The organism is Pseudomonas migulae (assembly GCF_024169315.1).
Classification (GTDB): Bacteria; Pseudomonadota; Gammaproteobacteria; order Pseudomonadales; family Pseudomonadaceae; genus Aquipseudomonas; species Aquipseudomonas migulae_B.
Window position 1 is genome coordinate 2268708 of record NZ_JALJWR010000001.1, and the last position, 26266, is coordinate 2294973.

A 26266-nucleotide genomic window follows, 5' to 3' on the forward strand; every position below is an offset into this window, starting at 1 on the left:
ATCTCGTGTCCAACGTCGTTGCCGATCATCTCGTCTTGCTTGACCACTTGCGCAGCATCCTGGTCGCCGTGGGTGAGGCCGAACAGGTTCCCGAAGAAAGCCATGCCTTGTTCCTGGAGCGCTTCGACGAACTGCGTGCGTTGCTGCCGGTCGACCCGATCGAAAGCCAATACCTGGGCCAGGACATTCTGTGCCAGGTGATCACCCGCTACCCGCAAATCGCCCACCTGGTCCCGCGCGACCTGCTGTGGTACTTCGCCGGTGACTGCCTGCATTACATGCCCGATGATGAAATCGACCTGTACCAGGCGCTGGAAGAACGTCGCTTCGAAGCCGAACAGAACGATGAGCCGTTCGACTGGAATCAGGAAAAACAGCTGCTGGCGATGTCGAACGATGACAGCAAGCACTGATTGCTGATCAGCAAAATACAAAAGGCCCGCATGGTTATTCATGCGGGCCTTTTTTTGTGGCATTGCCGAGTGTTGCGGTGTCTGGACGGGCGCCTTCGCGGGCAAGCCTCGCGCTAACCCTGTAGGAGCGAGGCTCGCCCGCGAAGGCGTCCGTCAGAGCAACCCATCACTCTCGGGCAACTCATACGCCGCCGCGACCTTACCCAACGCACCCGGCTTCCCCGGCTTGCTCAGCGTCGGCTCCTTCTCCAGGCACTCCACCAGATAATCGATCAACACCCGCAGCTTCGGCGGCAGGTAACGGGTCGGCGAATGCAGCAGCCACGCGCCACCGTGGTACGACGCCAGAAACGTCCAGTCCGGCAACACCTGCACAATCAAGCCCTGCTCCAGCGCATATCGCGCCGTGAAATACGGCAAGCTGCCAATCCCGATGTGCTGCAACACCGCCCCCAGTCGCACGCCGGTGTGATTGGCGGCATAACGCCCGCGCACACCGACGGTGACCGCCTTGGTGCCTTTCTTGAATTTCCAGCGCGCATCACTCGGCGTTTCGCCCAGGTAGATGCAGCTGTGGTTGAGCAAGTCGTGGGGATGCGTCGGCCTGCCGTGTTCGGCCAGGTACTGCGGCGTTGCGCAGAGCAAATGGTCGATGGTCAGCAATTGCCGCCCCACCAGCCCGGCCGGTGGACGGTCGGTAATGCGAATCGCCAGATCAACGTTGTCATCGATCAAATCCACCTGGCGGTCTTCGAGCAACAGTTCCACATCCACCTTGGGATAACGCCGCAGAAATTCCGGCATATGCGGATGAATCACGAATCGCCCTACGGCTTTGGGCACGCTGACGCGCACCAGTCCTTCCGCTTCATGGGTGAACTGGCCACTGATTTCCATCACCGATTTGGCCGCGCTGACCATCTCCTGGCAGCGCTTGAAGACTTCCTCGCCACCGTCGCTCAGCCGAAGCTTGCGCGTGGTGCGTTGCAGCAAACGGGTGGCGAGCGCCTTCTCCAGACGCGAAATGCTGCGGCTGATCGCCGACGGTGAGGAGCCCAACTGTCGCGCTGCCTCAGAGAAGCTTCCGGTCTCGACTACCTTGACGAAAATCGCCATTTCACCCAGCAACGGCAGTGGAAGATTTGTGCTCACGGCGCAACAGTCCTTTGATGTTTGAACGGATTATCACGCAATTCCACCCTTCATATAATAAAAAACAGAATCTTTAATGAGGGCATGGAATATGACGCTTCGCCTCTTTTTCCATAGTGATGACCTCAAGGCCAACGTGGAAGTACTGGAATGCACGCCCCACGAGAACGAATTCGCCGTGGAGCTGCGCGCAACACTGTTTCACCCCCAGGGCGGCGGACAGCCGTTTGACACCGGCTGGATCGGCGAAAGCCAGGTGCTGCGCGTGGTCCAGGACCCGGACCGGATCATCCATTTCGTCGACCGCCCGGCACCTCTCGGCATGATCCAGATTCGCGTTGATGAGCCACGTCGTCAGTTCAATACGCGGATGCATTCCGCCGGCCATCTGATCGGCCATTTCGTACAAGCCATGGGCTGGATGCCGATCAAGGCTCATCACTGGCCGGGCGAAGGACGTGTGCAGTTCAAACCGACGGAGTCGGCGCAGGACGTTGATGCCCGGACCGTCAAGTTCGGCATTGAACAATGGATCGCCCACGATCTGCCGCGCCTGACATCGCTGCGCGAAGGCGCCCGGGAAATCGGTTTCGGTGAACTGCCCGCCTACGGCTGTGGCGGCACCCATGTAAGGAGCCTGAAGGATTTGGGCACCGTCACGATCGCTTCTGTTTCGCAGAAGAAAGGAACGCTGTCAGTCCACTACAGCGTGGATTGAGCAAGTGGGCGATGCCGGACACCGCCTCGCCCGGCGCCGGGGAGTCTGCATTCGCGAACTCCGTTGACTATCCGATAGATGGACCTGAACCATGATGCTTGACGTCGAGCGTCTCGATGAGACGTGCATAAAAAAACTGGCCAACGAAGAAGTCCTCGCCATCCGGGTCAAAGGCTTCCTGGCCCCGCCGCTGGCGATTCAGATCGGCGACAAGATTCTCGCGCCCGGCTTTGAAGGCTATATCAACGCGCCGAGCATCGGTCGTATCGGCATGGCGTTTTATGAAGCGGAAAATCAGCCACTGCTGATCGAGGATTATTTCGAACGCGCCACGCGCAACATCGCGGAATTACGCAATCGTTGCGCGCCCTATTCGTCCCCGGTCGACACACTGCGCTGCATGCTCGATGAGTCCTGGCCGGCGGGTGCCCATCTGGAAAACCTCTACGGTCGCAAGATGTATGTCGGGCTGTCGCGGGTGGTGAAACCCGGAGTGTGTTTTCTGGCCCACCACGACATTTTCGCCAAGGATGCTCCGGACAGCTTCCAGGCCAAAAGCCTCGATGCGCAGTTCGCCTGCAATGTTTACCTGAACATGCCCACCGAGGGCGGCGCGCTGCAGATGTGGGACCACGACATTTCCCCGGACCAGTTCGACGAAATGCGCGGCGACAGTTACGGCATCGATCCGGCATTGCTCGGCACTCCAGCCCTGGAGGTCTGCCCCGAGCCGGGTGATTTCATCATGTTCAATTCGCGCTGCATGCACTCGGTCACACCGGGTGTGGCCGATCCGCGCTTGAGCCTTTCATTCTTTGTCGGCTATCGCGGCAATGCTTCACCCCTTACGTTCTGGAGTTGAGATGCAGTATTCGAATTACCTGGGCGAGTTCCTGGCGCTGGCGACGATTCACTTTCTGGCCGTGGTCGCTCCGGGGCCGGACTTCGCCGTCACCATCCGCCAGAGCGTGCGCTTCGGTCGCGGGGTGGGGATCTGTACGGCGCTGGGCATTGGCGCCGGCATTTCCGTGCATGTGCTTTACACCCTGCTCGGCGTCGGTGCACTAATGCACACCACGCCCTGGCTGTTGACCGTGGCCAAGATTTTCGGCGGCGCCTACATTTTGTACCTGGGTGTGAGCCTGTTGCGCAGCAAACCCAAATCCGCGCTGGAGGGCGACAAAGAGGCAGACGAGCCGGTCGTCGAACAAACGCTGATGAAGGCGTTCACCACCGGCTTTTTGACCAATGCCACCAACCCCAAGGCCACGCTGTTTTTCCTGGCGATCTTCACCACCCTCATCAGCGCCACGACACCGCTCAACATTCAGGCGCTCTACGGCGTCTGGATGTGTTTCGTGAACGCGTTGTGGTTTGTGATCGTCGCGCTGTTTTTCTCCAGCAGTCGGGTGCGCGTGCTGTTCATGCGCATGGGGCACTGGTTCGAACGCACCATGGGGGTGATTCTGATTCTGTTCGCGGGGCGCCTGATCCTGTCGATGTAAAAAGCGCCCATGCAAAAGGCCCGCTCAGTCTGACTGGCGGGCCTTTTTTTGCTGGCTCGGATACAAATCACGCGCAAACAAAAACGCCGCTCAATGAGCGGCGTTTTTGTGAATTTGGAGCGGGAAACGAGACTCGAACTCGCGACCCCGACCTTGGCAAGGTCGTGCTCTACCAACTGAGCTATTCCCGCAAATGGCGTCCCCTAGGGGACTCGAACCCCTGTTACCGCCGTGAAAGGGCGGTGTCCTAGGCCACTAGACGAAGGGGACACGCTGCCCGGAACACATGGTGTGTGTTTCGGTGCCCAGAGCCGCATCCGAAGACTTGGTTCTGGTTTCACTCAGCCCTGCCCGAAAGCAACGCTGTTTAAAATTGGAGCGGGAAACGAGACTCGAACTCGCGACCCCGACCTTGGCAAGGTCGTGCTCTACCAACTGAGCTATTCCCGCATATTGGCGTCCCCTAGGGGACTCGAACCCCTGTTACCGCCGTGAAAGGGCGGTGTCCTAGGCCACTAGACGAAGGGGACACACGTACAACATTCACTCCCTACCGCGTTTCGCTGTGTGCTTTACGCTGTAAGTGGCGCGCATTCTATGGATGGATTGAGGGGTCGTCAACCCCCAGATATAAATTTATTTAAATCAATGACTTCGCCCTGCTTTGAGCAGTGAATACGGCTTTTTGGTTGTCCGGGGTTTGACGCCTATATTCTGACACCCGCCAAGACGTTATAGTCCACCCATGACGCAAATGATGGCAATGTGCACCTCGCACGCTATTACTTATATAAGCAGCGTTGCGGTCGATACAGTCTGAAGGATGTTCGATCCAACCCGTCGAGCGGCCCTATGCGCCCCCATGCCAAGCCACTACACTCGCTCGCGAATCCCATAAAGAGGTCTTACCGGTGACACCACTCATGATCACCCTGCTAGTCGTAGCCGGGATCGCACTATTGATCGCCATTGGGTACATGAACCATGTGGTGGAAAACAATAAACTGGAAAGGGCCCGCACCAAGGTTGAACTCAACGACCGCCTGCGCCGCTGCGGCGAAATCACCGAGACCTTTCCTGGCCAGCTGATGACACCGGCTCTCAAGCTGCTGTTGACCCGCCTGGAGCTGAACGTCTGCCAGCGCCTGTTGAACCTCGAAAAATCCAGCGCCAACCTCAAGGTGCGAATCAGTGAATTGAACGCCCTGGTCGCCCAAGGCGAGTCGATCCCGGTCAACAACCCGCCGGCACCGATCCAGACCGAAGCCAAAGCCAAGGACGTACGCTTCCTGCTCGAAGCCCTGCACGGCCAGATCACCCGCGCGGCACAGGACGGCTTCCTGCCAACCAACGAAGCCAAACGCTGGATCCGCGAAGTTCGCCACATCCTGGTCCTGCTGCACATCGAATTCTTCAACAACCTCGGCCAGCATTCCCTGCAGCAAAACCAGCCTGGCCAGGCCCGCCTGGCATTCGAACGCGGCGTGCAATACCTGCGTAAACAACAGGAACCGCAGGTCTACGCCGAACAGCTCGAATACCTGGAAAAACTCCTGGCCCGTGCCAACGCACAAGTCATGGACAACATTGCGCCAGTTGAAGGCGAAGTGAACCAACTGACCGAAGGCCTCAAAGACGTCGAGGCAGATGCGGACTGGAAGAAGAAAGTGATTTACGACTGATAGCAAATGCAGAAAAGAGCCACCGGAAAAGGTGGCTTTTTTTTGGGTTGAGTTTGACGGGCGATTACATTCGAAAAAATTGGTCGGCTGTCAGACCGCCTTCGCAGGCAAGCCAGCTTGTATGTTTAGACTTGAAGGGGTGGGCGGGACTAAAGCCTAGCTTCTGACTCTGACCAGTACAGACCGTGGGAGACTTCGTCCCGCCCCTTCACCTAATGCGCCGATAAGGAATGCATCGGCCTAGACCGACGATAGAAACAAGCCAGCGCAACGGTGAACCCCGACAAGTCTTTAAACCCTAGCTCGGAGGGCGTGCCATGACAATTCATGTTTCGCAGGTGGTCGTTGGTGTGGATGTCGCGAAGGACGAGATCGTTGTTTATCGATCCGATCTGGAGCAAGTCTTGATTGTTTCGAACGAGCGATCGACCCTTAAGAAGTGGCTCAAGGCGCTGCCCGCAAACAGCGCCATTGCCCTCGAAGCCACCAACACCTATCACCTCGATACGACAGAGATGGCCCATGAAATGGGTCATGACGTTTACGTTATCGATGGCAGCCGTCTTAATCGATACCGCGAAGGGATAGGTATTCGGGCTAAAACAGATGCCCTGGATGCAGCGTTGCTGGCTCGTTACTTGAGTAAAGAGTCCGACAAGTTGAGGATTTGGAGTCCGCCTCCAAAGGCCTACACACAACTCAAAAGCTTGCTGCGTCGTCGGGCCGAGCTTGTTCGGCATCGTGTGGCCATCAAACAAAGCTGGAAGGACGAACCGTTGCTCGAAGAGGCATTGGCCGACTATCTGGCATGCCTTGAGCAGATTGAAAAAAACATACAGAAAGTGCTGAAGAGCATTGTCAGCGAAGCTGACATGGACGCGCAGGTAAAACGCTGCCAAGCGGTTGAGGGTGTAGGCGTCCTGACGGCTACAGCTGCAGTCACCGCCTTTATGCGTGGAGATTTTTCCGACAGCGATGGCTACATTGCCTTTCTAGGAATGGATCCGCGAGTCAGACAATCGGGAAAGAAGGATCAGAAACGATACTTATCCAAACGAGGCGATTCGGAGTTCCGGCGCTTATTTCATAACAGCGCCATGGCCGCGAGTCGCTCTCCAGCCTGGAAACCTTACTATCAAAGCTATCTGGCAAGAGGCATGAAGGGCACTCAAGCCTTGGTAATACTTGCCCGTAAGCTGGCCAGAGTACTGTTTGCCTTGATGAAAAATCAAAGCGAGTACAAGCCAAGTTCTATGTTTGGGGGTTGCCCCCAAACATAGAATCTCCCACAGGGGTTTTGGTACACCCGCGAGAACAGGTCGGCTGTCAGGCCGTCATCGCTGGCAAGCCAGCTCCCACAGGGGTTTTGGTACACCCGCGAGAACAGGTCGGTTGTCAGGCCGCCATCGCTGGCAAGCCAGCTCCCACAGGGATTTTGGTACATCCGCGGGAACAGGTCGGCTGTCAGGCCGCCTTCGCGAGCAAGCTCTGCTCCTACAGAAAAACAAAGCAGATCGGCATACCCCCCCACCAAACCACGAGGCCGAGCGTTAGCTCGCCTTGCGCTTTTGATCTGCCCGCCCCTTCGGGAGGCTGAGTGGAGGTTCTGCGCAGTGGGCAACCCGGCATGGATGCCGGGTTAGCCGCGCACGGCCATGGATGGCCGATCGCGGCGGGCCCACGGAGCAGGACCGGAGCGAAGGAACGCCGAGCCCAAGCGAGGGGCCGGACGCCGGGGCGAAGCGTTTTGCTTACTTTTGGGCGTCTGCAAAAGTGAGTCGCCGTAAGGGCGAAACCGCCAGCCGCCGTTACCGCAGAAATGGATATACACCCATTCAACAACATCATGGTCGGCTATCAGGCCGCCACGACTGGCAAGCCAGCCTCAGAGCCTGAAATGCCCAACCATCCCCTTCAACTCAACCCCCAACTGCGCCAACTCGATACTCGAAGCAGCATTCCCCTGCATCGCCAACGAAGACTGATCCGCACTCGCGCGAATACTCGTCACACTGCGGTTGATCTCCTCAGCCACCGAACTCTGCTCCTCCGCAGCCGCCGCGATCTGCTGGTTCATCTGCTGAATCAACGAAACCGCCGCCGCAATACTGCCCAAGGCACTTTCGGTCTGTAGCGCATCACTGACCGCCAACTTCACCAACTCGCCACTGCTCTGAATCTGATGCACCGACGCCTGCGCTGCCGAGCGCAAGGCACTGACCAGTCGCTCGATTTCCTCGGTCGATTGCTGAGTCCGCTTCGCCAGGGCCCGCACTTCATCGGCAACCACCGCAAAACCCCTGCCCTGCTCGCCAGCGCGCGCCGCCTCGATGGCCGCGTTAAGCGCCAACAGGTTGGTCTGTTCGGCCACACTCTTGATGACACTGAGCACCGTACCGATATTCTGGATTTCCGCACTCAGACTTTCGATGCTCGAACTGGCCGACGACGCTGAGTCCGCCAGTTGCTCGATCCGCGCCATGCTCTGGCGCACCACCGCCTGGCCACTTTCGACCTTTCCGTCCGCCGTCTGCGCGGCCTGGGCCGCCTCTTCCGCGTTACGCGCAACGTCGTGCACGGTAGCGGTCATCTGATTCATGGCCGTAGCAACCTGCTCGGTTTCTTCCTTCTGACTGCTGACTTCAAGATTGGTCTGCTCAGTCACCGCTGACAGCGACTGAGCCGAACTGGCCAACTGTTCAATGCCTGCCTGCAAACCACTGACAATACTGCTCAGGCCCGCGCCCATTTGCTGCATGGCCTGCATCAACTGGCCAATCTCATCACGACGGGTCACTTCAACCGTCGCACTCAAATCGCCCGCGGCGATCTGCTGAGCGACACGAATCACACTGCGCAGCGGGCCGACGATCAATCGGGTGATCACCCACGCCGCGATCAACCCGACCAGCAAGGCCAGGGCCGACGAGCCGATAATCAGCAGCGAGTTCTTTTTCAGTTCGGTCTGCATCGACTGATCTTCGGCGACGTAGGCCTGGTCCACCCGCTCCACGACCTGCGCGGCGCGTTGATGCAACTGTTCATAGACGGTTTTTTCCTGAGCCAGCAGACCGGTGTATTCCGCCAGTTTTTCACTGAAACCGCCGATATGCCCGACCACTTCATTGAGGACAGTCAGGTAGCCCTCATCCTTCACCGTGGTTTTCAATTGCTCGGCCTGAGTCAATGCCTGGTCGGCCTGCTCGATCTTGCCTTGCCCGGCGCTGTCGTCACCCTTGCGGCTCTGGTCAAGGCGCACACGCGCTTCGTTCATGGCTTGCAGCATCAGCCGCGAAACCTGGCTGACCTGATTGGCTTGCTCGATGAACTGGGAACCGTCCTTGCCTTCGGATTCCTTCAAGGTATAGGCGCCATCATCGGCGAGCCCGGCCTGCAGCACGTCGAGATTATTGGCCACGCTGGAGACCGACCAACTGGCCATTTCCAGCGCCAGGTCCTTGGCCTGACTCAGCGAGACGAATTCGTCAAACGCCTTGCGGTATGCCCCCAACGACTGCTCGACGTCGCTCATCACGGGAACGTTGGCCGGCGATTGCGCCTTCAGCTGATTTGCCAGGACGACCAGGCCATCGACCCCCTCGTGCAAGGCCGTGACAATTTTCGGGTTGCCGTGCAAGGCATACTCTTGCTCGAGCAGGCGCACCTTGAGCAAGCCACTGTTGAGCGACGACATCTGTTTGAGCCCGTCGAAGCGATGACTGATGGTTTGCAGGGACCATACGCCGATGGCCGCCACCAGGGCTGTCAACAGCAGCACCAGCACAAACCCGACACCCAGTTTTTTTGCCATACCGAGGTTGGCAAAACGTCCTTGCACGGCCGAAATCATTGCACTTAGTCCCCTGACATAGTCTGTTGACGCAGATTCGCAACGGGCCTGTGTCAACACAAGTCTCTGGCGTCGGAATAATGGCAAAAAGCTACGCCAACGTCGTTTTCAGAACGCTTTAGGTCGATCCGGAGCGGTGGCCTGAAAAAACGCCCGGGCTCGCGGATCACAGGCGCAGGCCACATTGATACGCTGCCAGTCGCTGGCCTCACTGGCGGGACTGAATGCCGTCGTGGAAGACAGCAGGACGCCGAAGCGCCGTGCTTGCATCCGCACGTGAGCGTAGTCCGACTTGCGCGACCGTGCCCAGATAAACAAACCACCGACGGGTTTGCCGAACACCTCCCACTCGGCGTCTTCCAGCACCTGCAACGCGGCCTCTCGGTCATGTTTCAGACGCTGGCGCAGCCGCAGCACCAACTTGCGATACGCACCGCTGGCGAGCAGGCAGGCCAGCACCGACTCGCAAAACCCTGAAGCGCCCAGACTGCTGATCCGCTTGACCTCGGCCAGTCGCGAAATGACGTCGGCACCGGCCACGACAAAGCCGACCCGTAACGAACTGCTGAGGGTTTTGGAGAAGCTGCCGACGTAGATGACGCTGCCATCGGTATCCAAAGCGGCGAGCCGCGTACCGGGCCCACTGTGCAAATCCGCGTAGACGTCGTCTTCAATCACCAGCACGCCATGATTTTTGGCCAGATGTAAAATCCGCTGCGCCACCACTGGCGCGAGGTTGCTGCCCGTCGGGTTGTGATAGAAGCTGTTGATGAACAACGCCCGGGGCTTGTTCTCCAGCAACAAGGCTTCAAGCACCTCGATGTCGGGCCCGCGCGGCGTGCGCGGTACTTCGATCATCGAGACGCCGTGCAGCCTGAGCAGCTCGAACAGCAGGGAGTAACCGGGACTTTCAACCACCACGCAATCACCCGGTTTGAGCAAGGTCCGCACGATCAGGTCGAGGCCCTGACTGGCCCCCGCCGTCGTCATGACCCGGTTTTCTTCTGCATCGATATCAAGCAGGCTCAAGCGCTTGATGATGTGTTGACGCAACGCAAGCAGACCCAGCGGCGTGCTGTAGCTGAACAGGCCAGCCATGTCGGTACGGCTGACCTCGCGGATCGCGTACGTCAGGTCATCCGTTTCGCGCCAGCTTTCGGGGAGCCCGCCACCTCCCAGTTTCAGTTCGCCCGTGGTGTTGACTGGTGGCGACTCCGCGCCTTCCAACCAGGGTGATTCCTCCACAGCCGACGTTGGCGCAGCGACTATGAATCCGGCGCCATGACGCGACGCCAGCACCCCTTGAGCCACCAGTCGATCGCAGGCTTCAACGACGCTGGACTGGCTGAGTAAATTGGTCCTCGCGATTTGCCGAGCTGAAGGCAAACGCGTCCCCGGTACGATGTCGCTCTGACGCAGCCAGCACGCTAGCGCGTCGACGACTTGCTGTACGACCGGCACCAAGGCCTGTCGATCGATTCTCAATTCCATGAGCAAGCAAACTCCTGTTCGTTTGACGGAATCAGTTAATCACAGGCGCGCTTGATGGGCTGTGCGACAACGCCGTCAAAACTCATGGTTCTAACTGTTTGAAACACATTGCTGAGGCGGGTTGGGTGTACATATCCGGTGCTGCGGTCACGGCGGCTTATGGTTCCGCTTTTACAGCAGGTTACTTGGAAAGGCGCCAAGTAACCAAGCGCCAAGCGCCCCTGACGTACGGCCTTCCGACGGGACAGATCAAGATCAAACACAAAGCGAGGCGGCCTGATAGCCGGCCTGAAGTCCGTCAGATCATCGGCGGTGAACACCAATGTCATGCCCACCAACAATCCCTGTGGGAGCTGGCTTGCCAGCGATGGACGCCCAGACACCGTGTTCTTTCAGGCAGCACGCGTCATCGTTAACGACCATCGCTGGCAAGCCAGCTCCCACAGGGGAATGCGAAACGCTTCAAACGACAGGTCGGCCCAAAGGCCGCCTCGCGGTGCTGTGGCGGCGGGCCCACGGAGCAGGACCGGAAGGAGGGCATGGCGAGCCGAAGCGAGGCACCGAACGAAATTAGCAAAAGCGCTTGGTTACTTGGCGCTTCTCCAAGTGACTCGCTGTAAGGGCGAAACCATAAGCCGCCGTGACCGCAATAACGGATATGTACACAGATAACCGCAGCAAATCAAAACGCCGTAACCCCCCCATCCACCGCCAGCGAATGACCGGTAGTAAACGCAGCACCATCGCTGCACAGATACAGCACGGCACTGGAAATTTCTTCAACCTTGCCGATACGACCCACCGGGTGCATGGCGTTGGCGAACTCGCCCTTCTTCGGATCCGCTTCATAGGCGCGGCGGAACATGTCGGTATCGATGACCGCCGGGCACACCGCATTCACGCGGATTTTTTTCTTGGCGTATTCGATCGCCGCCGATTTGGTCAGGCCGATCACCGCGTGTTTCGACGCCGCATAAATGCTCATCTTCGGCGCAGCACCGAGGCCGGCGACCGAAGCGGTGTTGACGATCGCTCCACCGCCCTGGGCCAGCAACAGCGGCAACTGGTACTTCATGCACAACCAGACGCCTTTGACGTTCACGCCCATGATCGCGTCGAACTCGTCGATCGTGCCTTCGGCCAGTTTGCCTTTTTCGATTTCGATGCCGGCGTTGTTGAAGGCATAGTCGAGACGGCCGTAGGTTTTCACCACCTCATCCATCAGATTTTTTACATCGCTTTCCACGGTTACGTTGCAGCGCACGAAGGTCGCTTCGCCGCCTGCCGTGCGAATCAGCGCCACGGTGCCCTCGCCACCCGCCGTATCCATGTCGGCCACCACCACTTTCAACCCTTCGGCGGCGAACGCCTGGGCGGTCGCGCGACCGATACCGTTGGCGGCGCCCGTTACGACGGCGACCTGGCCGGAAAACGTCATGCTCATTGTTTTGTCCTCGAAGAGAAGAATGCGGGGTTTCGCGTGAGCCCAGTCTAGCCACAGGCGCTACCGCCACGGCAGCACTATCAGAAGGCCGGTTGGGCGCCCATGAGTGGCAGTGATAAAACGACCGGCCTGACTATCACTGCACTGGATCAACCTGCATTCGCCGCATCAGCCAAACTTGCGGCAACGACAATGAAGGGCTATCAACAAGGCTTCATTCATCTTGAGTGCCTGTCATGACTACCCAGACCAATCGCCAGTTCCTGCTCGCCAAACGTCCGGTGGGCGCGGCTACCCGCGAGACGTTCACCTATCAGGAAGTACCGGTCGGAGAACCGGCCGCGGGTCAGATCCTGGTCAAGAACGAATACCTGTCCCTGGACCCGGCCATGCGTGGCTGGATGAACGAGGGCAAGTCCTACATCCCGCCCGTCGGTATCGGCGAGGTCATGCGCGCGTTGGGCGTAGGCAAAGTCGTGGCATCGAACAATCCAGGCTTTGCGGTCGGTGACTACGTCAACGGCGCCCTGGGTGTGCAGGATTACTTCCTTGGCGAGCCGCGCGGCTTCTACAAGGTCGATCCGAAACTGGCGCCGCTGCCACGTTATCTGTCCGCGCTGGGCATGACCGGGATGACCGCCTACTTCGCCCTGCTCGATGTCGGTGCGCCGAAAGAAGGCGACACGGTGGTGTTGTCCGGTGCGGCCGGGGCGGTCGGCAGCATTGCCGGGCAGATTGCCAAGATCAAAGGCTGCCGTGTGATCGGCATCGCGGGCGGTGCGGACAAGTGCAGGTTCCTGATCGACGAACTGGGTTTCGACGGCGCCATCGATTACAAGAGCGAAGATGTCGTCGCCGGCCTCAAGCGTGAATGCCCGAAAGGCGTCGACGTTTATTTCGACAACGTCGGCGGCGATATCCTCGACGCGGTGCTGAGCCGTCTGAACATGAAAGCGCGGGTGGTGATCTGTGGCGCCATCAGCCAGTACAACAACAAGGAAGCGGTCAAAGGACCAGCCAACTACCTGTCGCTGCTGGTGAACCGCGCGCGGATGGAAGGTTTTGTCGTGATGGACTACGCCGCGCAGTTCGCCGCTGCCGGGCAGGAAATGGCCGGCTGGATGGCCAAGGGGCAGCTCAAGAGCAAGGAAGACATTGTTGAAGGACTGGAGACATTCCCGGAGACGCTGATGAAGTTGTTCAGCGGGGAGAATTTCGGGAAGCTGGTTTTGAAGATCTGACCCGAAATTTAAATTCACCGCAAAACCAATGTGGGAGCGGGCTTGCTCGCGAAAGCGGTATGTCAGTCGACATCAACGTTGACTGACATACCGCTTTCGCGAGCAAGCCCGCTCCCACATTTGATCTTCAGCGTCTGGTCAGGCGATTTCGGCTACTACGTCTGCCAACGCCTTGGCCGGATCCGCCGCCTGGCTGATCGGACGGCCGATCACCAGGTAATCGGAACCGGCATCCAGCGCCTGACGCGGGGTCAGGATGCGGCGTTGATCGTCCTGGGCGCTGCCCGCCGGACGAATCCCCGGGGTTACCAGTTGCAACGACGGGTGAGCCGATTTCAAGGCTTGGGCTTCCAGCGCCGAGCACACCAGACCGTCCATACCGGCTTTTTCCGCGAGCGCTGCCAGGCGCAGCACCTGCTCTTGCGGTTCGATGTCCAGACCAATCCCCGCCAGGTCTTCACGCTCCATGCTGGTCAGCACGGTCACGCCGATCAGCAGCGGTTTCGGGCCGCTACGCTGATCGAGCACTTCACGGCAGGCGGCCATCATGCGCAGACCGCCGGAGCAGTGCACATTGACCATCCACACGCCCATTTCCGCCGCAGCCTTTACTGCCATGGCGGTGGTGTTCGGGATGTCGTGGAACTTGAGGTCCAGGAACACTTCGAAACCCTTGTCGCGCAAGGTGCCGACGATTTCCGACGCACAGCTGGTGAACAGTTCCTTGCCGACTTTGACCCGGCACAGTTTCGGGTCCAACTGGTCGGCCAGCTTCAGTGCGGCGTCACGGGTGGGGAAATCCAGGGCGACGATGATAGGAGTCTGGCAGACGGACATGTGCGGGCTCTCAGGCAGGACGAAATCGGCGCGCATTGTAGCGGAACCAGCGCGGCTGCGGGACCCGATGATCGGTAAATCGTCGTCGGCGCTCAGCCAAGACTAGCCCGTTCACCGATTGTGTCGAGACCGATACACACACGACACGCCCACAACACCCTTCCCCGCTACCCTCGGCAGCCGCAACACGTCCTTACAGCACTTCCCGCCTCCGGGCCGGACGCCTATGCTGAAGCCACAACCTCGCAGCCTATCTTTGTGGTTGGCAGCCTACCTGGCAGATGAAGCACGCATGCACAGCACCCAAGCCCCCTTGAACGACGATCAAAAAGCGCCCGGCGACGACAAGCGCTGGAGCATTCGCGCGCTGATCGTCGACGATGATGTCCCGATCCGCGAGCTGATGATCGATTACCTGGCCCGGTTCAACATCCACGCCAGCGGCGTCACCGATGGCGCCGCCATGCGTCTGGCGCTGCAAGCCGAGCATTTCGACGTGGTGGTGCTCGACCTGATGCTGCCCGGTGAAGACGGTCTGTCGCTGTGCCGCTGGCTGCGCGCCGAATCGGACATTCCGATCCTGATGCTCACCGCGCGCTGCGAACCCACCGACCGGATCATCGGCCTGGAACTGGGCGCCGATGACTACATGGCCAAGCCGTTCGAACCGCGAGAACTGGTCGCGCGGATTCAGACCATTCTGCGGCGAGTGCGCGATGACCGCACCGAACAGCGTGCGAACATTCGCTTCGACAACTGGCGCCTGAACAGCGTGCTGCGCCAATTGATCGCGGCGGATGGCCTGGTGGTTCCGCTGTCCAACGCAGAATTCCGCTTGCTGTGGGTGTTCATCGAACGGCCGCGCCGGGTGCTCAGCCGCGAACAGTTGCTGGATGCGGCGCGCGGTCGCTCGATCGAAGCTTTTGATCGCAGCATCGATTTGCTGGTCTCGCGCCTGCGTCAGAAACTCGGTGACGACCCGAAAGCCCCGCAGTTGATCAAGACCGTTCGCGGTGAGGGTTACCTGTTCGACGCCCGAGACATCGGCTGATGCGTGCGCGCTTCGATACGCTGTTCGGCCGCCTGTTTGGCGTGCTGCTGGTGGCGATCATCCTGGCGCATCTATTGGCATTTGCCTGGTTTCATCATTACGGTCCACCACCTCCGCCACCACCACCCGAGTTCTCCCAAAGTCTCGACGGACAACGCCCACCGCCGGACCCGCGTTTCGAAAACCGGCCACCACGGCCCTGGTTCGGCGGGCCGTTGGTGCCACTTACTTTCCAGCTGATTTCGTTGATCATTGCCGCCTGGTACGGCGCAAAACTGTTGAGCCGGCCGATCCAGCGCCTGAGCGACGCCGCCGAGCGCCTCAGCGAAAACCTCGACAGTCCGCCGCTGGACGAGTCCGGCCCACGGGAAGCGCGGCAGGCGGCCTACACCTTCAACCTGATGCAAAAACGCATCATCGAACAAATGCAGCAGCGTTCGCGGATGCTCGGTGCGGTGTCCCACGACCTGCGCACGCCGCTGTCTCGGCTCAAGCTGCGGCTGGAGCAGATCGACGACAACAAGCTGCAAGGCCAGATGCGCCAGGACCTGGACGACATGATCAGCATGCTCGACGCCACCCTCACCTACCTGCACGAGCAGCGCACCAGCGAAGCCCCGCAGTGGATGGACGTGCAGGCGCTGGTCGAATCCCTGAGTGAAAACGCCCAGGACCAGGGTTCTGATGTCCAGGCCAACGGCCACTGCGCACCGCTGCAGGTGCAGCCGATGGCCCTGCGTTCATGTATCAACAACTTGCTGGATAACGCCCTGCGTTATGCCGGGCAGGCACAGATCGCGCTTGAAGATCATCGCGAACACCTGGTGATCAGGGTCATCGACCACGGACCGGGGATCGCGGCGGACAAACGCGAAGCCGTGTTTGAACCCTTCTTTCGCCTGGAAGGTTCGCGCAATCGCAACTCGGGTGGTGTCGGGTTGGGCATGACCATTGCCCGCGAAGCGGCTGAACGGTTGGGGGGGCAATTGACGCTGGAAGAGACCCTCGGAGGTGGTTTGACCGCTGTCATCTGGTTGCCCCGCACCTGAGCCACACATCAACCTAATGTGGGAGCGAGCTTGCTCGCGAAAGCGGTGGACCAGTCAACTTTGATGTCTACTGACACACCGCTTTCGCGAGCAAGCCCGCTCCCACAGGTTTCAGGGTTGGCCTGATATTCGCGCATGTGTACCTCTCGGTACAAACCTCACATACCCACGACAACTTGCTCCTTGAGGCTGCATAAGCCGGTGCACCCGCCGGTTTTACATTCCAGGGAGTGAGCCCAATGATCGGTAGCGTCAGCAACTACACGAGCTATGACAGCAGCGCCAGCACCACCACCAGCAATGCCCGTAGCCAGCAATTCCAGAAAGAACTGCTCGCCAAACTCGACACCAACAGCGATGGCTCGGTGGATCAGGACGAGCTCAAAAGCGCCCTGTCTCAGAAATCCGATGACGGTTTGCTGGTCAGTCTGAGCAAAAACTTCGCCGACCTGGACAGCGACGACAGCGGCAGCCTGAGCAGCGAAGAAATGGCCGCGATGGCGCCTCCTCCGCCACCACCGCGTGATCAGGCACCGGGCACCGAACTGGCCGACGCGCTGATCAGCGCCCTGGATGCCGACGGCGACGGTGCCATCAGCGGCGACGAGCTGAGCAACGGCCTGACCAGCGCCGACAGCACCTCATCCACCAGCACCGAGACCAGTGCCGCGCTACTCAAAGTATTGGATAGCGACAGCAGTGGCGGTGTCAGCAGTGACGAGTTGAAAGCCGCATTGCAAGCCGGTCGCGAGAAGGACAGCGACAGCTCCACCGATCAGGCGAACCTGGCAGAAGCGCTGAACAAAATGATCGCCAACCTGAGCAAGCAGTACTCGCTCGATAAGGTGGCGACAGTGGGCAAGTACCTGAACGTAGCGACTTAAGTCAAAAGCTTCGCGGGCAAGCCTCGCTCCTACAGGTCATATGTCGTACGCATTGTCTATGAACGACATCAAATTTGTAGGAGCGAGGCTTGCCCGCGAAGAGGCCATTCACCTCAACACAAATCTCAAGGCCGGCGATCTTCCACCCGCGCCTGACTTTTGCTCCAGTCGGTCAACAGGCTATACGCCACGGCCAACAACGTCGGCCCGATAAACAGGCCGATGAAGCCGAACGCAATCAACCCGCCAAACACACCCAACAGCACGATCACCAACGGCAAATTCCCACCGCGACTGATCAGGTAAGGCTTGAGCACGTTGTCGACCCCGCTAATGATGAATGTGCCCCAAACCCCGAGGAACACCGCCATCCCGTACTCGCCCTTCCAGGCCAGCCACGCGGTCGCCGGTATCCACACCAACGGCGGCCCCATGGGAATCAGACTGAGCAGAAAGGTGACGATGCCGAGCACCAGCGCGCCAGGCACCCCGGCAATCAGGAACCCGATCAACGCCAGCACCGCCTGGGCTGCCGCCGTGCCGATCACGCCATTCACCACCCGTTGAACCGTACCCGCCACCAATTCGATGTAGTAACCGGCGCGATCACCGATCAACCGCTGCAGCAGCCCATGGACAAACGCCGCCAGGCGCGGCCCGTCCCGGTAGAAAAAGAACACGAACACGATGCTCAGCGTCAGCTCGAGAATGCCGCCGCCAATCTGCGCACTGCGCGCCAGCAACCAGTTACCGACCTGCCCCAGATAAGGTTTGAGCGCCACCATCATTGCCGCGCCTTGCTGGTCGATGCTGTTCCAGATCACCACCAGCCGTTCGCCCACAAGAGGAATACTGCCCAGCCAGGTCGGTGCCTCGGGCAAGCCGTCCATCTGCACATCCTTGATGAAGGCCGTGGCATCGCGCACATGATCCGCCAGGTTGAAACCCAGCCACACCAGCGGCAACGCCACCACCAACATCCAGCCCAGGGTCAGCAATGCCGCCGCCAGGGATTCGCGACCATTGAGCCAATGGGTCAGCAAACGCATCAGCGGCCAACTGGCAAACGCCAGCACCGCGCCCCAGAACAACGCGGACCAGAACGGCGCCATCACCCAGAAGCTCGCGCCAAACAGCACCAGGAGCAGGATTTGCACCAACAGCCGATCGTTATTGATCATCCGAATCTCGAAAAAAGTCAGTTCGCAAAAGAGTAGGCGAACGCGGCCAGCGCGTCCGCCCGATCCAGCTTATCGCAATAGCTCGATGTGCAGACCAGAGCCTTCGACGCTGCCCGTCTCCATCCGCGCCGACCGTACGCCCTGGTTCATCAATGCCTGACGCCAGGCTTCGGCGTTCGGCCCGGAAACGCTCACCCGCAAGGTCGTGTCCAGGTTCAGGCCGCGCGAGATCAAGCGCAACCAGGTCTCGTCGGGCGCATCGGTCAGTTTCGGGAAGTCGAGTTCACCGGTGCTTTTGAGCTCTCGCAACAGGGTTGCGGAGGTTGGCAGCAGATCGCCCAGCGGCGTAGCAGCGTCGAACTGTTCAACGTGCAGGTAGGCTTTGCGATTGCCGCGAGTGATGCTGTATAGCGCCACCAGGGTGTTGTCCTTGGGCGCCGCCAACCGCAACAGTAAATACGCTTGCTGATCGTCAGCGCCATAGAGCTTGGCATTGCCGAAGACCTCATTGGCCCACAGGCTGCTTTCACCGCAATCACGGGCCTGGCACCAGAACAGCAACTGCGCGTCCTGCTTCTGCAAGGCTTCGCGAGCGACAGTAAAGGCTTCGGTAGACGAATGTTCCGGTGGCAACTCGTAGGTCACCGAAGTGGTTTGCCCACGGGCGCTGACCTGACCGTCGAAACGCAACTGGCCGCTGATCTTGCGGATTGAACCCAGCGGATAGATCCGCTCGAGCTCGACCACCGGGCGATAGTCGACGATCTGCGAATCGGCCACTCGCGGCACGATCGGCAGGTCCTGACTGCCCGGCACATCGGCGGCAAACAACAGAGGACTGAAACAACACAGGGCCAGCAGACTGATTGAACGCATGGATGAGCTCATCGGATCAGCATGGTCTGGGCACCCTTGATGACGCTGGCGTCGTCGATGCGTTCGGGAACCAGCAACCCACGCTGCACGGCCGGACGCGCTTCCATGGTCGCCATCCAGCGTTGCAAGGCAGACAAGCCGTCCACCGAAACTCCGGACCACTCGTAACCACGAACCCATGGATAGGTCGCAATGTCGGCAATGCTGTACTCGCCCGCGAGAAATTCCACGTCTTGCAGGCGCGTGTCGAGCACTTCGTACAGGCGACGGGTTTCATGCTGATAGCGGTCGATGGCGCCCTGGAGTTTCTCCGGAAAGTAACGGAAAAACACGTTGGCCTGGCCCTGCATCGGGCCGATTCCGCCCATCTGGAACATCAGCCACTGCAATACCACCGAACGCCCCTTAGGGTCCTGAGGCAACAGTTTGCCGGTCATTTCAGCAAGGTAAATCAGGATCGCGCCGGATTCGAACACGGCAAAATCGCCGTTGGCGCGGTCGACAATCGCCGGGATCCGGCCATTGGGATTGATCTTGAGGAAGTCCGCGGACTTCTGTTCCTTCTTGTCGAAACTCAAGGCGTGCACCGTGTAGGGCAGGCCGAGTTCCTCGAGCACGATAGAGACCTTGTGGCCATTCGGGGTCGCAGCGGTGTAGAGATCTATCATGGTTGTCTCCCATTTCAACCCGCCCAGCCTCGACAGTTGCCCGGCGCAAGTCAAGGAACGGCGAAGAACCGATTGAAACAGTCTGCGACAAGGTCGGCACCGGGCTCGTCATTCAAGTGCAAATGATGGCCGCCAGGCAGCTGTTCACGGCTAAAGGGTAGACGCTCCAGCAACTCGGGATGTTTGGCGAGCATGCCATCGGCCGCGACGACCAGCAGCGCAGGACAGCTGACCCGCTGGACGAAGGCCATGGCCTGTTCGGTGGTCAGACGCAGCGGCGACGGCAGCGTCAGGCGGTTGTCGGTCCGCCAGGTGTAGCCGCCCGGCACTGGCATCAAGCCACGCTGGGCCAGCAGTTCGGAGGCTTCGCGGCTGACGGCCACCAGACCTTTCATGCGCGCTTCTATGGCACGGTCGAGGGTGTTGTAGACCGGTTTGCGTTTCTCCCGCAGGTCCAGCTGCGCCTGCAGGGCCATGCCCATGCGCTCGGCGGCATTTTCGCCTTTGTCTGTAGGAGGAATGATGCCGTCGATCAAGGCCAGGTGGGTGACACGTTCCGGCAACGACCCGGCAATGATCAACGAAGCGATCGCGCCCATGGAGTGCCCCATCAGCGCAAACCGCTTCAAGCCAAGCTGTTCGGCGACTTGCAGCACGTCATGGGCGTAGTCCCACATCGCGTAGCCGGCACCCGCAGGACGATGCCCGGAATGACCGTGACCGGCCATGTCCAGCGCGATGATGCGCAGCCCTTTGAGTTTCGGTGCCAACCGGGCAAAGCTGTTGGCGTTGTCCAGCCAGCCGTGCAAGGCGATCACCGGCAAACCGTCTTCGGGACCGAACAGGTGCGCAGCCAGCTCGATGTGCGGCAGGCTCAGGCGGACTTCTTCGACGACTTGGCTCATGCACAATCCTGCTGATGGCGACCGTCCCAGCGGCTGAACAGGTTTTTCAGCAGCAAGGCCGTGTCCTGGGGACGTTCGAGGGGAAACATGTGCCCGCCCGGCATGGTCAGGGATTCGCCCAACGGCATGCGGCCGACAGCACTGGCGTGATGACGCATCACCACGCGGCTCTTGTGCCCGCGCACCACTGCCAGCGGCACCTTCAACTGCCGGGCGCGGCCGGGACTGGTGTCGGGCACGCCGCGGTAGATGCTGATTTCCGTGGCCGGGTCGAAACGCAGGCGCAGTTTGTCACCGACCTTGTGCAAACCGTGTTGCAGGTAGGCATCGAAACATTCCGGATCGAAGCTGCGAAACAGGGTTTTGCCGGCGAAATAGCGGCGGGCGCTTTCGAGGTCGGTGAACTCTTCCCGACGCCCCAGCGTACGCCCGGCCGGGGTCAGGCGGTCGATAAAACCGAAGCGTTTGGCGGCGCGGATCACCCATTGATCGGCGCGGGTCAGCACCGGCGAATCGAGCATCACCACACCCCGGTACAGTTCGGGACAGCGCAACGCGGCGTGCAGGTGCAGTACGCCGCCAAAGGAGTGGCCTACGCCCCACACCGGTTCCGCCTGCTGCTTGAGGTGATGAATCAGCTCATCCACCAGGTTGTGCCAGTTGTCGTCCGCCGGGAAACGCGGGTCATGGGCGTGTTGCTCCAGATGCGTCACCTGATACTCGGGCGCCAGCGCCGCGAACAGCTTGCCGTAGGTCCCTGAAGGAAAACCATTGGCGTGGGCGAAAAATATCTGCTGCGACATACCGGCAAATCCATAAGCGAGAACAGGCGTTGATTGTCCGTAAGACAGCGTCCTACAGCAATGACTGTAAGTGACAGGGATGATGACAGTCCCGCCATGACCATGAGCAATTCAGCGTTCGCGCAGAACCTTGTGGCGAGCGAGCTTGCTCCCTCGCCACAGAAAATCATTGGCCCAAAAAATGTCGGTCATTCGACGATCAACGCGCCGGTGGATTTTCCCCCAAAGGCACCACCGCCATGGTCAGCCGCGACACACAACTGGCCTTGCCCTCATCGCTGGTCAGCCGGATATCCCACACATGGGTCGTACGCCCGATGTGAATCGCCTTGGCCACAGCTGTCACGCGACCGCTGCGCAGCCCCCGCAAATGGTTGGCGTTGATTTCCAGGCCCACGCAGTAAAACTTGCTGGCATCGATGCACAAATAGCTGGCCATGGAGCCGACAGATTCCGCCAGTACCACCGAGGCACCGCCGTGCAACAGACCATAAGGCTGATGCGTGCGATGGTCGATGACCATGCTGGCGGTCAGGGACTCTTCGTCGAAGGCTTCGAAGCGGATATCCAGCACTTCGCCGATGGTGTTTTTCTGGATTGCGTTCAACTGCTCGATATTGGGAGTGGTGCGCCACAAACTCATTGCAGACATCCTTTGTTGGTTTTATTCGTGACTCAATCCTGCCACAGCACCGCTTCGCTGCGCTCGCTCCATTCTTCGAACCGGGCACCGTAAGCCGCTTCGATCACGTTGCGCTTGATCTTCAGGGTCGGTGTCAGAAAACCGTTTTCAACCGCCCAGCTGTCTTTGACCACCACGAGCCGGCGCAGGCGCTCATGTTTATCAAGCGCGTGGTTGACCTCCTCCAGCAGTTTTTCCAGGCTTGAATGCAGACCGGCACGCGCGGTTCCGCCCGCGTCCTGCTGCCCGACCGCCGAGAGCACGCACAGTCCCAGCGGCGCGCTCAAACCGTCGCCGACCACGCACACCTGTTCGATCCGCGAATGCACCGCCAGACGATTTTCGATCGGTGCCGGGGCCACGTATTTGCCTTTGCTGGTCTTGAAAATCTCCTTCAGCCGTCCGGTCAGGCGCAGGTTGCCTTCGGCGTCTTGCTCGCCCTTGTCACCGGTCCGCAGGAAGCCGTCCGCCGTAATCGTGTCGGCGGTTTTTTCCGGTTCCTTGAAATACCCGAGCATGGTCGCGCCGCTGCGCACCATGACCTCGCCCGACTCGTCGATCCGCACTTCGACCTCAGGGCAAGGCTTGCCGATCCAGCCGGGCTTGTTCTCGCCGGTCCGGCCGATGTGGGAATAACCGCAGCTTTCGGTCATGCCGTACACCTCCAGCACGTCCAGCCCGAGCTTGCGATACCACAGCAACAAGGTCTGCGGCACCGGTGCCGCGCCGGACAACGCGACGCGCAAGGCGTCCAGGCCAAGCCCGGCAAGCACTTTGTGCCCTACCCGCTTGCCGATGAAGGGCAGACCGAGCAGGAAGTCGAGGCGTTTCGCCGGGATCTTGCTGTACACGCCCATCTGGAACTTGGTCCAGATGCGCGGCACGCCGAACAACGCGGTCGGCCGCGCGCGCTGCAAATCGGTCAGAAAAGTATCGAGGCTCTCGGCAAAGAACACGGTTTGCCCGGTATAGATCGACGCCATTTCAACGAACATTCGTTCGGCGACATGGCACAGCGGCAGGTAGGACAGCAGCCGATCCGACTCATTGAGGCCGAACAATTGCGTGCCGTGGGTGGTGGCGAACCCCAGGGTGCCAAAACTGTGCATCACGCCTTTGGGGATGCCGGTGGTGCCCGAGGTGTAAATGATGGTCGCCAGTTGGTCGGCGGCAGGTTTGGGGTTGTCCTGGATCGGTGAACACGTTTGCAGGTCGGCCCAGCTGAAATCGAAGCTGCCCGGCGGATGCAGTGGCAGGCTGATGGTCGGCAGGTCGGGACTGACGCCGCGGGACATGCCCGGCCAGTCATCGAGCTTGCCGATAAACGCCAGCGCCGCTTCGGAGTGTTCGAGAACTTGCGCGACGGACTCGGCGGTGAGGTTCGGGTACAACGGCACCGAAACGTGCCCGGCCATCCAGATCGCCAGGTCGGCAATGATCCAATGCGCACAGTTTTTCGAGATCAGGGCGATGTGGCTGCCTTGCGGCAATTCCCGCGCCCGCAGCCAGTGCGCGGCGCAACGGGCCTGATGACCGACGTCTTCCCAGGTCAGGGTTTCGACCTGACCGCCGCCCACCGGTTGAACCAGAAAGCGCTGACGGGGATGACGGGCCTCGCGTTCGTAAAAGACGTCCAGCGGCAAACGAAAAGCAGCAGACATGCGACTCGCTCCTGTGTTTTTTGTTCTGGAGCAAGCGTAGTCAACCAAGCGGTTGCTTGGTTGACTATTTCATTACAAAAAATCAGAAACGCCACAACCCCTGCGGGGGCGGGCTTGCTCGAGAATGCGGGGTATCAGGCGCCATCCACTTCGACTGATACACCGCATTCGCGAGCAAGCCCGCTCCCACAGTAGACCGAGGGCACGCCTGAGGTTACGGGTGTTTGATGCCGTTGAGTTTCATCGCCCCGGCCAGCGGCAAATCGCCTTCCAGCTCCGCGAGGCCGGCGGTGGCGACCCTTTCCGGATCCTGCACATGACCGTGTTGCAGGTAGCCCAGCAAGTTGCCTACCAGCGGGTTATGACTGACCAGCAAGGCACGATCCACGGACACCAACTGCTCCGCGACCACTTGTGGGCTGTAGTCGGGGGTCAACCATTCGACCGTGCGAATCTCCGGCCCGAACCCCAATGTCTCGCGCACCAGTTGCGCAGTCTCCTGCGCACGACGATACGGACTGGCATAAATGGCGGTCAGCTTTTTGTCCATCAGTTCGGCTGCCGTGCGCAACACTTCTTCACGACCGTGGTCGGTCAATGCCCGCTCGGAATCAGGACGCTTGCCGTGTGGCTCGGCTTCACCATGACGCAATACCCAGAGTTTCATAGCTTGGGTTCCTCATCTCGGGCCGGATGCGGCGCAGGCGCCACGACGTGTGGCGCTTCACCTTCCGGCGTACGCGGCGTCGGCCAGTCGGCGAACGGCCAGGGTTTCTGGTCGCTGTGGAACGTGCCGAAACGACCGATCTGTGCCAGGAACTGGCTCAGGCTGTCGCCGAAATTCATCAGGCTGGCGCTCGGGGCGCCATAGATCAAACGATAGACCAGTTGCACCAGCACCACGGCGCCGAGGATGAATTGCGCCACCTGCCAGACCAGCAGGAAGACGATCATCCACAACACCCGCAGCAGGATGGATTCGTATTGGGCTTCTGTTTTCGGCTCGTTCATGTCTCGCTCTCCCTGATGAATCAGTTGAAACCACTGGTGGAAATAAAGTCGACGTCGGTTTTCGGTTCGCCGCGCATCAATAATTCAATCACCTGATTCAGCGTGCGCCCTTCGAACAGAATCGCGTGCAGCCCGGCGACCAGCGGCATGTACACGCCCACTTCCTGGGCCTTGGCCTTGAGCACTTTCAGGGTGTTCACGCCTTCGGCGACCTCACCCAGCCGCGTCACCGCGTCTTCCAGGCTCAAGCCCTGGCCGAGGGCGAACCCGACCTGGTAATTGCGGCTTTTCGGCGACGAACAGGTCACGATCAAGTCACCCACCCCCGCGAGCCCCAGGAACGTCATCGGGTTGGCCCCCTGATTCACCGCAAAGCGGGTCATTTCCGCCAACGCGCGGGTAATCAGCATGCTCTTGGTGTTTTCGCCCATGCCCAGTGCCACCGCCATGCCGGCGATGATCGCATAGACGTTTTTCAGCGCCCCGCCCAACTCCACGCCGAAACGATCGTTGCTGGCGTACACGCGAAAAGTGCGGCCGTGCAGCGCTTCCTGAACCCGTTGGCAGAGTTCTTCGTCTTCGCTGGCGACCACGGTGGCGGTCAGTGCGTGTTCGGCGATTTCACGGGCCAGGTTCGGCCCGGACAGCACGCCGATGCGCGCTTGCGGGGCGATCTCTTCGAGGATCTCGCTCATCAGTTTGAACGTGTGGGCTTCGATGCCTTTGGTCAGGCTGACCAGCAGCTTGCCGCTCAATCGTTCGGCGTGCGGGACCAGCACCGAGCGCAGTGCGCTGGACGGCAGCGCAACGAAGCACAGATCGCAAGCGTCCAGTGTGGCTTGCAGGTCTGTGACCGCTTCCACTCCCGGGAGAATCTTGATGCCTTTGAGGTAACGCGGGTTCTCGCGATTGACCCGAATGGCTTCTGCCTGTTCAGGATCACGCATCCACTGCCGGACCTGAAGCCCGTTCTCGGCCAGCAGGTTAGCCACGGCGGTACCAAAACTTCCGCCTCCCAGGACCGCAATCGGGCGCTGTTCAGTCATATGCAATCCGTTAATCCATACCAGTGGCGATGCCGGCATTATACGGAGCGGCCCAGTGGCGGCCAGCCCCCGCGTCAATTACCGGCACTTGTCTGAAGAAGACCAACAAATCCGAG

Annotated in this window: 26 protein-coding genes, 4 tRNA genes and 2 pseudogenes; 12 read left to right on the forward strand and 20 right to left on the reverse strand. The window is 59.9% G+C overall.

Annotation, left to right across the window (positions count from 1 at the left end):
• The first annotated feature begins 5 nt into the window (after positions 1-5).
• The gene (locus tag J2Y86_RS10375; protein ID WP_027924016.1) at positions 6-413 is read left to right on the forward strand and encodes a PA2817 family protein; all 408 of its coding nucleotides are present in this window, start codon (positions 6-8) and stop codon (positions 411-413) included.
• Between the two features lie 153 nt (positions 414-566).
• Here the strand turns inward: J2Y86_RS10375 and J2Y86_RS10380 are convergent, their stop codons facing one another.
• A complete protein-coding gene (locus J2Y86_RS10380) occupies positions 567-1565 on the reverse strand; it encodes a LysR family transcriptional regulator (RefSeq protein WP_253430559.1) in 999 nt (332 codons plus the stop codon).
• Positions 1566-1656: 91 nt separating this feature from the next.
• Between J2Y86_RS10380 and J2Y86_RS10385 the strand changes: the two genes are divergently transcribed.
• The 3 genes from J2Y86_RS10385 (at position 1657) to J2Y86_RS10395 (ending at position 3788) form a co-directional block, all read left to right on the forward strand.
• A complete protein-coding gene (locus tag J2Y86_RS10385) occupies positions 1657-2283 on the forward strand; it encodes an alanyl-tRNA editing protein (RefSeq protein WP_253430562.1) in 627 nt (208 codons plus the stop codon).
• A gap of 91 nt (positions 2284-2374) precedes the next feature.
• On the forward strand, positions 2375-3145 hold the full coding sequence (locus J2Y86_RS10390) for a 2OG-Fe(II) oxygenase (RefSeq protein WP_253430565.1): 771 nt from the start codon (positions 2375-2377) through the stop codon (positions 3143-3145).
• Position 3146: 1 nt separating this feature from the next.
• Entirely contained in the window at positions 3147-3788 is a 642-nt protein-coding gene (locus J2Y86_RS10395) for a LysE family translocator (RefSeq protein WP_253430568.1), read from the forward strand.
• 115 nt (positions 3789-3903) lie between these two features.
• On the opposite strand, the gene J2Y86_RS10400 is transcribed toward J2Y86_RS10395, so the two are convergent.
• From J2Y86_RS10400 to J2Y86_RS10415, 4 genes are all read right to left on the reverse strand, one after another.
• A tRNA-Gly gene (locus tag J2Y86_RS10400) sits at positions 3904-3979 on the reverse strand.
• Between the two features lie 3 nt (positions 3980-3982).
• Positions 3983-4058 (reverse strand) — tRNA-Glu (locus J2Y86_RS10405).
• Positions 4059-4162: 104 nt separating this feature from the next.
• Positions 4163-4238 (reverse strand) — tRNA-Gly (locus tag J2Y86_RS10410).
• Positions 4239-4242: 4 nt separating this feature from the next.
• Positions 4243-4318, reverse strand: a tRNA-Glu gene (locus J2Y86_RS10415).
• 393 nt (positions 4319-4711) lie between these two features.
• Between J2Y86_RS10415 and J2Y86_RS10420 the strand changes: the two genes are divergently transcribed.
• Both J2Y86_RS10420 and J2Y86_RS10425 read left to right on the forward strand, forming a co-directional pair.
• Entirely contained in the window at positions 4712-5470 is a 759-nt protein-coding gene (locus J2Y86_RS10420) for a hypothetical protein (protein ID WP_253430572.1), read from the forward strand.
• Between the two features lie 317 nt (positions 5471-5787).
• A complete protein-coding gene (locus J2Y86_RS10425; RefSeq protein ID WP_253430575.1) occupies positions 5788-6750 on the forward strand; it encodes an IS110 family transposase in 963 nt (320 codons plus the stop codon).
• A 605-nt stretch (positions 6751-7355) separates the two neighbouring features.
• On the opposite strand, the gene J2Y86_RS30395 is transcribed toward J2Y86_RS10425, so the two are convergent.
• The 4 genes and pseudogenes from J2Y86_RS30395 to J2Y86_RS10440 form a co-directional block, all read right to left on the reverse strand.
• On the reverse strand, positions 7356-8237 hold the full coding sequence (locus J2Y86_RS30395) for a methyl-accepting chemotaxis protein (protein WP_431768161.1): 882 nt from the start codon (positions 8235-8237) through the stop codon (positions 7356-7358).
• 27 nt (positions 8238-8264) lie between these two features.
• A pseudogene (locus J2Y86_RS30400) lies at positions 8265-9320 on the reverse strand (HAMP domain-containing protein); the annotation flags it as partial.
• A gap of 108 nt (positions 9321-9428) precedes the next feature.
• Entirely contained in the window at positions 9429-10811 is a 1383-nt protein-coding gene (locus J2Y86_RS10435) for a PLP-dependent aminotransferase family protein (protein ID WP_253430581.1), read from the reverse strand.
• A gap of 682 nt (positions 10812-11493) precedes the next feature.
• Positions 11494-12255: an SDR family oxidoreductase gene (locus J2Y86_RS10440; RefSeq protein ID WP_253430586.1), complete on the reverse strand. Its 762-nt coding sequence runs from the start codon at positions 12253-12255 to the stop codon at positions 11494-11496.
• Between the two features lie 102 nt (positions 12256-12357).
• Here J2Y86_RS10440 and J2Y86_RS10445 point away from each other — a divergent pair, with 102 nt between their 5' ends.
• Both J2Y86_RS10445 and J2Y86_RS10450 read left to right on the forward strand, forming a co-directional pair.
• Complete coding sequence (locus tag J2Y86_RS10445; RefSeq protein WP_253430589.1) at positions 12358-12495, forward strand: hypothetical protein; 138 nt, start codon at positions 12358-12360, stop codon at positions 12493-12495.
• Positions 12492-13496 carry an NADP-dependent oxidoreductase gene (locus J2Y86_RS10450; protein WP_253430592.1) on the forward strand — a complete coding sequence of 335 codons (1005 nt, stop codon included), beginning with the start codon at positions 12492-12494 and terminating at the stop codon, positions 13494-13496. Before J2Y86_RS10445 ends, J2Y86_RS10450 begins: the two co-directional genes overlap by 4 nt.
• 138 nt (positions 13497-13634) lie before the next feature.
• Here the strand turns inward: J2Y86_RS10450 and pyrF are convergent, their stop codons facing one another.
• Positions 13635-14333, reverse strand: a complete 699-nt coding sequence (gene pyrF, locus J2Y86_RS10455; RefSeq protein WP_008029289.1) for an orotidine-5'-phosphate decarboxylase — start codon at positions 14331-14333, stop codon at positions 13635-13637.
• Between the two features lie 292 nt (positions 14334-14625).
• Between pyrF and J2Y86_RS10460 the strand changes: the two genes are divergently transcribed.
• The 4 genes and pseudogenes from J2Y86_RS10460 (at position 14626) to xopAW (ending at position 17317) form a co-directional block, all read left to right on the forward strand.
• On the forward strand, positions 14626-15384 hold the full coding sequence (locus tag J2Y86_RS10460) for a response regulator (protein WP_253430594.1): 759 nt from the start codon (positions 14626-14628) through the stop codon (positions 15382-15384).
• Positions 15384-16433: a sensor histidine kinase gene (locus J2Y86_RS10465; RefSeq protein ID WP_253430596.1), complete on the forward strand. Its 1050-nt coding sequence runs from the start codon at positions 15384-15386 to the stop codon at positions 16431-16433. The genes J2Y86_RS10460 and J2Y86_RS10465 overlap by 1 nt, the downstream gene beginning before the upstream one ends.
• A gap of 18 nt (positions 16434-16451) precedes the next feature.
• A pseudogene (locus J2Y86_RS10470) lies at positions 16452-16550 on the forward strand (metal ABC transporter ATP-binding protein); the annotation flags it as partial.
• Positions 16551-16672: 122 nt separating this feature from the next.
• On the forward strand, positions 16673-17317 hold the full coding sequence (gene xopAW / locus J2Y86_RS10475; protein WP_253430598.1) for a XopAW family type III secretion system calcium-binding effector: 645 nt from the start codon (positions 16673-16675) through the stop codon (positions 17315-17317).
• Positions 17318-17442: 125 nt separating this feature from the next.
• Here xopAW and J2Y86_RS10480 read toward each other — a convergent pair whose 3' ends face one another.
• The 10 genes from J2Y86_RS10480 to J2Y86_RS10525 form a co-directional block, all read right to left on the reverse strand.
• Entirely contained in the window at positions 17443-18498 is a 1056-nt protein-coding gene (locus tag J2Y86_RS10480; RefSeq protein ID WP_253430600.1) for an AI-2E family transporter, read from the reverse strand.
• A 69-nt stretch (positions 18499-18567) separates the two neighbouring features.
• Complete coding sequence (locus tag J2Y86_RS10485; RefSeq protein WP_253430602.1) at positions 18568-19374, reverse strand: DUF4892 domain-containing protein; 807 nt, start codon at positions 19372-19374, stop codon at positions 18568-18570.
• Positions 19375-19382: 8 nt separating this feature from the next.
• A complete protein-coding gene (locus tag J2Y86_RS10490) occupies positions 19383-20042 on the reverse strand; it encodes a glutathione S-transferase family protein (protein ID WP_253430604.1) in 660 nt (219 codons plus the stop codon).
• Between the two features lie 50 nt (positions 20043-20092).
• The gene (locus tag J2Y86_RS10495; protein WP_253430606.1) at positions 20093-20947 is read right to left on the reverse strand and encodes an alpha/beta hydrolase; all 855 of its coding nucleotides are present in this window, start codon (positions 20945-20947) and stop codon (positions 20093-20095) included.
• Positions 20944-21750, reverse strand: a complete 807-nt coding sequence (locus J2Y86_RS10500) for an alpha/beta fold hydrolase (RefSeq protein ID WP_253430609.1) — start codon at positions 21748-21750, stop codon at positions 20944-20946. Before J2Y86_RS10500 ends, J2Y86_RS10495 begins: the two co-directional genes overlap by 4 nt.
• 199 nt (positions 21751-21949) lie before the next feature.
• Positions 21950-22393, reverse strand: coding sequence for a hotdog fold thioesterase (locus J2Y86_RS10505; protein WP_090186884.1), 444 nt, complete (start codon positions 22391-22393; stop codon positions 21950-21952).
• A 32-nt stretch (positions 22394-22425) separates the two neighbouring features.
• Positions 22426-24093 (reverse strand): AMP-binding protein, encoded by a 1668-nt coding sequence (locus tag J2Y86_RS10510; RefSeq protein ID WP_253430612.1) that lies wholly within the window; start codon positions 24091-24093, stop codon positions 22426-22428.
• A gap of 214 nt (positions 24094-24307) precedes the next feature.
• The gene (gene sixA, locus J2Y86_RS10515; RefSeq protein WP_253430615.1) at positions 24308-24760 is read right to left on the reverse strand and encodes a phosphohistidine phosphatase SixA; all 453 of its coding nucleotides are present in this window, start codon (positions 24758-24760) and stop codon (positions 24308-24310) included.
• Positions 24757-25104: a DUF4389 domain-containing protein gene (locus J2Y86_RS10520; RefSeq protein ID WP_253430618.1), complete on the reverse strand. Its 348-nt coding sequence runs from the start codon at positions 25102-25104 to the stop codon at positions 24757-24759. Before J2Y86_RS10520 ends, sixA begins: the two co-directional genes overlap by 4 nt.
• Before the next feature lie 20 nt (positions 25105-25124).
• Positions 25125-26150 carry an NAD(P)H-dependent glycerol-3-phosphate dehydrogenase gene (locus J2Y86_RS10525; RefSeq protein WP_253430621.1) on the reverse strand — a complete coding sequence of 342 codons (1026 nt, stop codon included), beginning with the start codon at positions 26148-26150 and terminating at the stop codon, positions 25125-25127.
• Positions 26151-26266: the final 116 nt, after the last annotated feature.